The organism is Thioclava sp. F36-7 (assembly GCF_002020075.1).
Taxonomy (GTDB): domain Bacteria; phylum Pseudomonadota; class Alphaproteobacteria; order Rhodobacterales; family Rhodobacteraceae; genus Thioclava; species Thioclava sediminum.
This window is the reverse complement of the sequence record NZ_MPZR01000001.1, coordinates 69,882-82,018: the sequence shown is the minus strand read 5'-3', so window position 1 is coordinate 82,018 and position 12,137 is coordinate 69,882. Positions and strand designations below refer to the sequence as shown.

The following is a 12,137-nucleotide window of genomic DNA, read 5'->3' as shown; positions in this document are numbered from 1 at the left end:
CCGCGAATGACCGCTTCGCCGTGATGCTGAGCCGCGCGCCGACCGGCCCGGTGCAGGTGAACTTCGCGGTCGATGGCAATGTGACGCTGTCCTCGAATGTCGTGAACTTCGACGGCTCCGACTGGAATACCGCGAAATTCGTGACGATCACCGCAGTGAACGACAGCGCCGACGAGGGTGTGCATTACGCCCGCATCCAGCCCACGATCTTCGAAGACACGCGCGACGCCTTCCTTGGTGCGACCTATGCGGATGTGGCCGGCGGGGTCGCGGCGAATATCAACCGCGATATCAGCCAGCCGCGCAGCGCCGAGGTGCTCTATACCGCGGCCGATCTGACGATCCTGCGCCCGAATACGGCCGTGTCCGAGATCTACACGCTCACGCTGGGCGGCATCGATTATGTGGTCGGCGTCGGGATCGGCGAAGTGGTGGCGGATCTCTCGACCGTGACCGAGGGCACGATCGTGGTCGATGCGCGCCTCGATCAGACTGCCACCGCCGCGGATATCGCTGATGCCTTCGCGACGCTGGTGAACGCGGACGCCGAGCAGGCCGCGACGATGACGGGCACGGGTGCCATGCGCAGCATCGCGGCTGCTGCGGGCGTCTCCTTCAAGCTCCTGATCGAGACGAACGATCCCGCCTCCGGCTACCTCTTCACGCCGACCGGCGACATCTATGTCTCGATTTCGGGCGATGCGTTCGAGTTCGCGAGCGATGAGCTGAGCGTTGATGCGACCACCAGCAAGCGCGCCTATGACATCGTGGCCTTCCGCCTCGGCGCGTCGCTGGCCGACGGCACGCTCGCCGCCGATGGCACGCTGGTCGATGGCGCGACCTGGATCATCAAGCTCGACGGTCTGCAGGTTCAGGCGACCGCCGAGTTCGGCGACAGCATGAGCGACATCGTCAACAAGCTGGTCGCGCAATTCGCGGGCGCCGATTACTCGGCCTCGGCGGGCTATCTGCAAGCGACGCTGCTGCCCTCGGTCGAAGGCGCGATCTACTCCAATGCCGGGGCGAAGACCTGGACGATCCTCGTCGACGGTCAACTGATCAGCTACACCTCGCAATCGGGCGACGAACTGGGCGGGATCGCGGGCATTTCCGACGAGCTCGCAGCGCAGATCAACGCGGCCAATCTCGGGATCACGGCCGTGGTCGATGCCAATGGCGCGATCACGCTGACCTCGGCCACGGCCTTCTCGCTGCTGCCGCTCGATAGCGAAGACGCCTCGATCGCGATTGCGAGCGATGCGAGCCTGACGCCGCCGAGCTACGATCTGGGCGAGATCTTCATCTTCCGCACCCCGGGCGCGGGCGGCATCGAAGCCTTCTCGATCGAAGTGCTGCGCAAGACGAGCCCCGACGCGGCGGACACCCGGACCGGGGGCCTCTATGTCAGCGCGGACGCGGTGAAGTCGCAGACCCATTGGCAGCTTGCCCGCATCGCCTTCGCGGCGCCGATGACCCCGATCGTCATCCCCGAGGGCACGAGCCTCGCCTATGAGATCGGCACCAACATCACCAATGCCGAACTCGCGCAGCAGTTCACGCCCTACAGCTATGTCGTGGGCAGCAACGGCGACAATCTCGCGCCCGCGCCGCTCGACGTCACCGTGCTCGATGACGACGCGCCGACGGTGGAGATCATCCAGACGGGCGGCTCGACCGATCTGGCCGAGCGTGCGCCGGGTGATGTGCAGGTCGTGGACAGCTTCTCGGTCGTGCTGACCGGTGCGCTGAGCGGCGACAACACGGTCCGCGTCGATGTGACCCCGCTGCCGACCCGCACCTACAATTCGCAAGAGGCGTTCAACGCGGATGCGAACTTCGGCGAGAACGAACTTGTGCAGGTTCAGGTCGCAGCCCCGCTTGCAGCCCTGTCGCTGGCAGGGGAGGCGGTCGAAGGTGAGACCTGGCAGGTCACCCTGTTCAACGATGTGGACCTCCGCGCGGGTGCCCAGACGGTCAGCTACACGGTTCAGGCGGGCGACGATCTTGATGCGGTTGCCGCGGGCCTGATCGCCGCGATCAACGGCGCCTCCGGCTACAACGCCACGCTGACCGCCGATGGTGCGATTGAAATCTCGGTCGATGCCAGCGCGAGCTTCACCCGCTTCTTCGTCGAGGTTGGCATCGCGGGCGACAGCCAGGGCAGCATCGACACCCGCACCGTGCAGGACTTCAACTTCGCCAATGTCCTCGAATTCGAGATGATGGGCGTGCCTGCGGCGGGCGAGGTCTGGACGGTCAACTTCGACGGCCAGAGCTTCTGGCATACCGTTAGCGCCGGGCAGTCGCTGTCGAACATCGCTGCCGCGCTGGGTGCCCAGATCAATCTCGCGAATGATGCGGCCACCGCGAATGGCGATCCGCGCGCCTATGAGGTGATCGTCGATGGTCGCGTGATCTCGATCCGCGAGCTGGCCGATCCGGCGGCGGATTACGCGGCCTCGGCCTCGGTCAGCGGCCAGAAGGCCGGCGAGATCGCGGCGCGTCAGTTCGTCGAGTTCGATAACACCAACTGGATGACCCCGCAGCAGATCACCGTGATCGCGATCGACGATGCGATCGTGGATGGCGGCGACGCGCAGGTCTTCGGCGCCTTCAACGACCGCGTGAATTCGATCCGCGGCCCGGTTTCGATCATCGGTGGCGAGAGCGATACCGACGTGTCGCTGCGCGTGCCGGTGCTGCTGCCGGGCGAGACGAACATTCCGCTCGCTGATGGCGTGACCGGGACGGTGACCGATGGTGGCACGGTGATCACCATCGATCCCGAAGAGCTGACCCATGTGAACGGCGATTACGGCGAGCGTCCGGGCTTCGATCCGCGCATCAACGACACCGCCACGATCTACGACATCGCGACCATCGATCCCGATGGCACGCTGAGCGGCCGTGTCGATGTCGCGAGCGTCTCGGAAGATATCCTCTCGCTCGTCAACGATGCGGGCATGACGCTCACGCTGATGGTCGGTGCGCAGGATGCGGTCGAGGCGGGCTATGTCTGGTTCTTCGGCACCCCCGATCAGAGCGACCTGTCGCTGATCGACTGGCTGACGGCTTCGGTCGATCTGGCGGGCGACGTGACCGCCTTCGAAACCGTGACCGTGACGCTCGACGGCACCGACTTCAGCTACACGCCGGATACCGAGCACGCCTACCGCTCGATCGTGCTGCGCGAACTGGCCGCGCTGATCGACGCCTCGGCCGAATATGAAGCGGTGGCGACCGTGAACCTGCTGGGCGAGACCCGCCTGCATGTGAAGCGCGCCGATGCAGCCGCCTTCGATATCGCGGTGACCACCTATGCGGGCCTGACCTCGACCATCGGCGGCGCGCCGGTGCAGAGCCTCTACAACGACGCGAATATCCACTGGACCGCGGCTGCGTTCCACCTGATCCAGCCGCCGGTGAGCGGCGCGAGCTGGGCGCTGACGATCAACGGTGCGGCCACCCCGGCTTCGGTCACTGCCGATGGCAGCTTCGGCTCGGTCACCCAAGGGTTGGCGGCGCGGATTTCCTCGGTCTATGCGCCGGTCGTCTCGGGCAGCCAGATGGTTCTGGAAAGCACGCCGCCCGAAGGGTTCGACACCGATCCGGGCGCGCTCATCACCTATGCGCCGGTCAATCCGAACCTGCGCGTGGACGAGGCCGAGCAGATCGACACGCTCACCGTCTTCAACAACGAGAGCCCGGCCATCGACAGCGGCGTGCTGACCGAGAACCATCTCTCGGGTCTGGGCATGGGCGGCGACACCTATATCGGCGGCGAACTGATCGTGGGCGGCGTCAGCTATACCGGCCTCGAAGTGGTCGACATCCGTCTGGGCCGCAATGTGGATACCTTCACGGTCGAGAGCACCCATCGCGGCAAGACCATCATCGACAGCGCCGACGGCAATGACGTGATCTATGTGAAGACCACTGCCGGTCACACGATCATCCGCACCGGCAACGGCGACGATCAGGTCTATGTCGGCTCCGATCAGGGCGTGGTCGACCAGATCACCGGCCTGCTGATCGTCGACATGGGCGCGGGCGAGAACGACCGTCTGTTCCTCGATGACAGTGCCGATCTGAACGACAATGTCCTCGTGCTGGATGGCGCGCGCGTGGCCGGGCTCGATATGCCCTCGGTGGCGGAGCGTATCCAGATCGAGACCCGCGGCACCGGCGGCAGCTTCACGCTGGCTCTGCCGGATGGCACGCCGGTCACGGTGGCCTTCGACGCGGATGCCGCAGCGATGAAAGCGGCGATCGACACGGTCTTTGCCGATTACGGCACCGATGCCGAGGTGAGCGTCGAGGCCACCGATAGCGGCTATATCTACACCGTCATTTTCGCCGGCCCGACCGGTGGCGTCGATCTGCCCGACCTGATCGTCGATGCGAGCGGCATCACCAGCGACGCGAACACCACCGCCAATATCGAGGTGACCGAAGTCATCAAGGGCACCACCGATCCGGGCCTGAACCAGATGCAGGCGATCACCATCGCGGCCGAGGGCGGCACCTTCACGCTGGCCTTCATGGTGCCGGATGTGCTGGGCAACATGGATCTGCGCATCTCCGACCCGATCGCCTATGACGCGACGGCCGAAGAGATCGCCGCGATCCTCGAGCCGATCCTGAACCCGAATAACAGCCGTCCGTTCCTGCCCTACACCAAGAACTTCGCGGTCGACCGCTTCGGCGACACGATCTACCTGACCTTCCAGGGCGCGCTGGCCCAGACCACGGTCGAGGCTGTCGATACGCGCGGTCTGACGGGCGATGTGCTGGAGGCGCGCATCGATATCGCCGGGCCGAGCGCGGGCGACACCTTCACCATCGATCTGACCGATCTGGCGACGCCGCTCTTCGACGATGCCTTCCCGGGTGACTTCGCACTGTCGAGCTTCGCCTATACCGCGCTGGCAGGCGACACGGCGGCGGATGTGGCGGCGGCGCTGGCAGCCCAGATCATGGATGCGCAGGGTCCGAATATCATCGCCCATGTCGAGGGCACGGTGCTCGTGATCACCTCGCGCTCGGGCGAGCGAATCTCGGTCACGGTCAATGGCGGCGATCCGGCGCTCGACTATCTGCTCGGCCCGCTGGGCATCCAGACCGATCTGGCCAAGCTCGAGACCCGGATGGACGGTGTCGATTACTACGGTGTCGAATATCTCGAGATCGGGATGGGCGCCGGCGACGATGTGATCAACGTGCGCGGCACCACGGCCCATACCACCCTGAACCTCGGTGCAGGCGACGAGCGGATCTATGTCTCCTCCGAGGCGGGCTTCGGGCTCGACACCGACACGACCTTCCTGACCGGCCATCTGCTGAACATCAAAGGCATGCTCAACATCGAAGCGGGCACCGGCCGTCACAAGCTGATGATCTCGGATGAGGCGACGGTGCAGGGCGACGGCACCACCGATCTGCGCGCTGAGATCACCGATGACCGCGATGCCGCGCTGGCCGCGGCCACCGCCTGGGGCGACGATACCGAGCTGTCGAGCGTCAACGAGATCTTCGTCGTCGGCATCGCGCCCGCGCCGATCACCTATGGCGCGGATGCGGCGGGCAACTTCCTCGGCGGCATCACCTACTGGACCGGCTTCGGCGCGGATGCGATCGCCATCGACGGCACCCACGCACGCGATATCGAAGGCAGCCGCGAGCTGACGGTTCTGAACACTGGCCTCGGCAATGACGATGTGACTGTCGATCTGCAGGCGGGCGAGGACGGGGCCTTCGTGCTCAACACCCAAGGCCCGCACGACGCCAATTACGCGCCCGATTGGGGCTATGCCCGCGACTATCTGGAATTCGCCGATGACGATATCGTCGATGCCGCCCTCAGCACGCTGCCGCTGATCATCTTCGGCGGGCAGGGCGATGACCGCATCACGTCCGGTCTGGCGAATGACATCGTCTTCGGTGATCGCGGCCGGATCGACTACCTCACCGCGGATGGCACGGGCTATGCGCTCAAGCTCGGCTCGGGCGGCCCGGATCACGTCAATGACGGCACCGATGTCGCGCCGACGCTGATCTACACGATCGACCCCACCATCGGCGGTGCGGACACGATCACCACGCTTGGCGGCGACGATATCGTGCTGGGCGGCGTCAACGGCGACACGATCACCACCGACGGCGCGACCGATAGCGGCATGGATATCGTAATCGGCGACAGCGGCTTCATCGACTACGTCTCGGCTGACGGCGACCGCACCGATATCGACGAGATCGCCACCACCGCCGAGACCTATGGCGGCTCCGACCGGATCGTGACGGGTCTAGGCGACGATATCGTGCTCGCCGGTGAAGATGGCGAGACGATCCTCGACGCGCTGATCGACGGCACCCGCTCGCGCGACCGCGAAACCATCGCAGCGACGATCCTCGCCGAAGGGCAGCAGATCGCGGGTGACTATGTCGACGCGGGCCAGGGCGACAATATCGTGCTGGGCGACAACGGCCGGATCGTGGCCGCGACGGATGACGCGCCGCGCTTTGGCACGCAGCCGATTACGCTGGGCCGGATCGAGACCACCACGCCCGCGATCGGCGGCGATGACGTGATCCTTGCGGGCATCGGCTTCGACATCGTGCTGGGCGGCACGGCAGGTGACGTGATCCGCGTGGCCGAGGGCGAGGTCTATGACGTGGCCGTCGGCGATACGACCCTGCGCGACGCGGGCAATATCGTCCTTGGCGACAACGGCTATATCGACTGGGTCAAAGCCGATGGCGATGCGTCCGACATCGACGAGATCGCCTCGACCGCCGAGGCGATCGGCGGGGCCGACTGGATCGTGACCGGCGGCGGCGACGACATCGTCATCGCGGGTGTCGACGGCGGTGCCCTGAGCGTCGATTGGGGCGACGGCGAGACCGTCATCTCGGGCGATTACGTGAACGCGAGCCAGGGCGACAACATCGTGCTGGGCGACAACGGCCGGATCGTGGCCGCGACGGACAACGCGCCGCGCTTCGGCACCCAAGCGATCACGCTGGGCCTGATCGAGACGACCGCGCCCGAGGTTGGCGGCGATGACGTGATCCTTGCGGGCATTGGCTATGATATCGTGCTGGGCGGGGCTGTCGGAGATGCGATCAATGTGAAGATCGACGAGGTCTATGCCGCGACCGACACGGCGACCACGTTGCATGACGCGGGCAATATCGTGATCGGCGATACCGGCTTCATCGACTGGGTCGGCCTCGACAATGACGCAACCGATATCGACGAGATCGCGACCACCGAGGACCGCTATGCGGCGACCGGTGCGATGATCGGCGGCAACGATCTGATCGCCACCGGCGCAGGCCGCGACTTCATCATCGGCGGCACGGCGGATGACACGATCTTCGCGGGTGCGGGCAACGATCTGGTCTTCGGCGATCACGGTCGGATCGTCGCGCAGCCGGGTGGTGGCGTGGATGCCGACCTGCTGCCGCTGAACCTGACCGAGCTGACGACGCAGTTCGACTTCTACTCGATCCTGCGCAGCGAGCTGGACGGCGGCGGGCGCGACATGATCTTCGCCGAGGATGGCGCGGATATCGTGCTGGGCCAGCAGGGCGCCGATGTGATCTATGGCGGCAACGGCGACGACGACCTGATCGGCGGTCACAACCGTCCGGGCGGCGATGATGGTGCGGACCGTATCGACGGCAACGGTGCGGTGCTGTTCGAGGATCGCCCGGTGATCAGCGCCTGGTTCGATCTGGACGCGCAGGCGCTCGACCCGAACGCGACCGACAATGACGTGATCCTTGGCGACAATGGCATCGTGATCCGCACCGACGCGGCCGAGAGCCTGCGTTTCCGGATGCTCGCCGATGGCACGCTGACCATCTATGACGCTGCCGATGACGGCACCGGCTCGAACGCAGGGACGACGGCGCAGGTCAACCCGACCGGGGTGGAAGAGCGGCTGATCGCCCTCTTCGACCACACCGACGCGACCGAGGCCAACCGGACCGACCTCTACGGTGCGGATTACCTCGCAGGCGGCGCGGATGACGATGTGATCTTCGGCCAGCTTGGCGACGATGTGATCCAGGGCGACGGCTCGGCCACGTTCCGCGGCCTTGCGCTCGCCACCGCCTATGACGCGACCGATAACGGCTACGCCACGCGCCTCGCCGACGGCACGCTCAGCGTGAACCCGACCCGCAGCATCGACGCGGCGCGCGACGGCGACGATTACATCGAGGCCAATGGCGGCAACGACATCGTCTTCGGCGGGCTCGGTCAGGACGACATCATCGGCGGCTCCTCGGATCTCTACATCCATGATGCGCGCGCGACCGGCGAGGGCTTCAGCCTCAATCTGCTGGCCACGGCGAATGTCGATGAGACCTTCCGTCCCGACGGCGCGGATATGCTCTTCGGCGGGCAGGGCGATCCGGTGACGCTGAGCCGCAACGACTACGGCCAGAGCGGCGCCAATGCCCATGCCCGCGACGCCGATGTGATCCTTGGCGACAATGGCCGCATCCTGCGTCTGGTGGGTGCGATCGGCTTCCTCGGCTTCAACTACGACACGCTCGATCCGGCGCGGGCCTCGGGCACTTCCATCGGCGGCGCGGATCATTCCGACGCCTGGTTGGTGGTGCGCGCGGTCGAGCTGCTCGATTATCACACCGGCGGCCCGGATGTCTGGGGCGCGGATGCGCTGGCCGACAATGGCGGCGCGGATGAGATCCACGGCGAGGGCGGCGACGACGCGATCTACGGCATGCGCGGCAATGACGTGCTCTATGGCGAAGGTCAGGACGACGATCTGATCGGCGGCTGGGGCCATGACTGGATCTCGGGCGGCACCGGTCAGGATGGCGTGCTGGGCGACGATGGCCGGATCTGGACCTCGCGTAACGACCGTGGCTATGGCGAGCCGCTCTACGGTGTCGCGCCGGTCAGCCCGGAGACGATCTCGACCCCGGGCAAGATCCAGCAGGCCGATATCAACGTCCAAGGCGCGCTGAAGAAGACCGTGAACCTCACGCCCTTCTTCCTGACCGCCGATGGCCAGACCGACGATCCGCTGCAAGACCCCGCCTATGCCGATGACATCATCTATGGCGGTCTGGGCGACGACTTCCTGCATGGCGGCGCGGGCGACGATCTGGTCTCGGGTGCAGAGGCGCTGGCCGAGGCCTGGTATCTCGCCTATCCGAACGACGCGCTGGCGCCGGGTGTGGCGGGCGTGCTGGTACGCTCGGATTACACGGTGCCGTTCTGGTCCGCCGATCCCGCGGCCACGCAGGGCAATGCGCTGGGCTACAACGCCTTCTACGCGGGCGAGTTCGCAGCCTATGACGAATACAACCCGCGCGATGTGATCGTGATCGACGCCGCTGGCCACTATGTCTCGCTCTCTGAGGCGACCGACGGTCTGACCTTCTTCGCGAGCTTCGATCCGGCCGATCCGGGTGCGCCGCAGGTCGGCACGCTCGAGCAGGATGGCAGCCCGGTCTATAGCGACGGCAATGACGTGATCTTCGGCGATCTGGGCAATGATTGGCTCGTCGGCGGCACCGGGCGCGACCATGTCTATGGCGGCTGGGGCGACGATCTGATCGATGTCGACGACGATCACACCCGCGACGCGGATGGCTCGGCTCCGGGGGCGAACGATACGCCCGACACGTCGTCGAGCTATGAGGACATCGTCTATGGCGGTGCCGGTCGCGACATCATGATCGGCAATACCGGCGGCGATCGCCTGATCGACTGGGTGGGCGAGTTCAACAGCTACATCGTGCCCTTCGCACCCTTCGGTGCCTTCACGATCTCCCGCGCGCTGGCGCCGCAGGTCCAGGAATACCTCTACGATCTCTCGGCCTCCGACGGCGCCGATCCGACCCGCGCGGCCGATACCGGCGATTACAACGCCGACCGCAACGGCGAGCCGTGGGGCGAGCTAGGTCTGGTGATGCAGAAGGACGATGCGTGGCAGGATCAGACCGGAGCGCCGAACGATCCGCAGCCGGGCAATATTCCGGGCGGTCGCCGTGACGTGCTGCGCTCGGCCGATTTCAACGGCAATGGCGGCGGCAAGGACGCGCAGGGCTTTGCTGCCGATAGCGGGGTCTGGACGGTCGAGGGCGGCGCCTTCGCGGTGAGCCCGGAAACGCTCGGCGGCGATGCGGTCTCTGTCTTCTATATCGGCGACGCGCTGCCCAGCTATTTCGAGATGAAGGCGACCATCGTCGGCGGCAAACCCACGGCGGGGCTGAAGTCGAACGCCTATCTGATCTTCGACTACCAGTCGCCGACCGACTTCAAATTCGCCGGCGTGAACATCTCGACCGACAAGTTCGAGATGGGCATCCGCACCGCCGATGGCTGGATCGTGCTGGAGCAGACCCCGGTCCAGGCCAAGCCCGACACGCCCTATAACCTGCTGCTCGCGATCAACGGGCTGACGGCGACGCTGGTGATCGACGGGCAAGAATATTTCACCCATGTCTTCGATGCGCGGGTCGATCAATACGGCGTCACCCACGGGCTGAACTCCGGCTATGTCGGGATCGGCGCGCAGAACTCGGTGACCAAGCTCGACAATATCGCGGTGCAGGTGCTGCCCCCGGAATTCACCCTCGATGAGACCGAGGACTTCTCGGACGGCATCGCGGATCGCTTCGCCACCGATACCGCCTGGCAGATCAACGCGGGCGTGCTGGATGCCCAGCCCGCCGGTGTGCCCGCCATCGCACTGTCCGATCTGGTGATTGCGGAGACCTCCGTCACGCGGATCGCGGCCCAGATCGAGACCAACGGTCGCGCGGGCTTCGTCTTCGACAGCTACACTGACGGACGCTACAAATACGCCGTGATCGATGCCGCCAATGACCGCGTCTCGATCGGCTATTACACGCAGCGCGACGGGTTCGTGGAAACCGCGAGCTACGACATCGCCATCGACGGCAGCCAGTCCAACAAGCTCGAAATCACGCTCGCCCGCAGCACGGTCAGCCTCGCGCTCAACGGCCATGAAGTGCTGGGCCATGCCTTCTACGCCCCGGTCGCGGATGGTGCGGTCGGTGTGATGGCCTTCGATGCGGCGAGCTTCGACGATGTGCGCCTCGCGACGAACGACCCGGCCTATTTCACGCCCGACACTGGCTCGCGGATCTACGACTACAATTCCGCCGGTCCCATCGCGATTGCAGATCAGGGCGTGACGACGCAGAGCCTCTATGTCGGCTCGGATGTGGTGATCGCCGATCTCGACGTGACGCTGAGCCTGACCCATGAGCGGCTGAGCGACCTGACCGTGACGCTGATCGCGCCCGATGGCACGCGGATCGAGCTGTTCGCGGCGCTTGATGGCACGGCGATCGACACGCGCTTCGACGATGCGGCCGCCGATAGCATCACCGGCGCGGCGGCACCTTACGGCGTGACCTATCGCCCGGTCGGCGATCTGGCGGCACTCGAGGGCAAGATGTCGGGCGGAGTCTGGACGCTGGAGATCGTGGACGGAGCGAAGCGCAAGACCGGCACGTTGGAAAGCTGGTCGCTGACGATCGAGGCGGCGCAAGCGCTTCATGCGGTCTCGGTCGCGGAGGTGCCAGACGGTGCGGTGCTCGATGAAGATCTTCTGGCCGCGGCGCGTGCGCAGGCGCTAGAAGAGATCGCGCAGGAGCTGGGGCTGACCGCGGAAGAGATCGCCAAACTCGAAGCGGTGCAGATTTCCATCGCCTCGCTCGACGGCACGCTTCTGGGCTATACCGCCGAGGGAGCGATCACGCTCGATGCGGATGGGGCAGGGCATGGCTGGTCGCTCGATGGCAGCGAAGGGCTGAACCTCGTCGATGCGCTCAAGCATGAGTTCGGGCATATCCTCGGGCTGGCCGACGATAGCGATGCGGCCACCTGGATGGACCCGACCCTCGCGGCTCAGGACGCCACGCCCGCGGCCAACCCTGTGCCGGACACCCCGAATGATACCGCTTCCGACACTGCGACTGACGCCGGTCCGCAGGATGCCGCCACCAGCGACACCACATCCGCGCCCAGTGCGGCCCCGATCACCGAGCCTGAACCGGCAACAACGACCCCGACCCGAGGCAATTCAGGCAATACGGGTAAACAATCGCGCAATGCGAAAGCCTGA

Annotated in this window: 1 protein-coding gene (only partly in view); it reads left to right on the top strand. The window is 65.7% G+C overall.

The features are described from left to right. Positions 1-12,137: the 3' end of a proprotein convertase P-domain-containing protein gene (locus BMI89_RS00330; protein ID WP_143593779.1), read on the top strand. Its footprint begins 26,590 nt before the window's first position; the window shows 12,137 of its 38,727 coding nt (coding positions 26,591-38,727); its start codon lies off the left edge, out of view; the stop codon is at positions 12,135-12,137.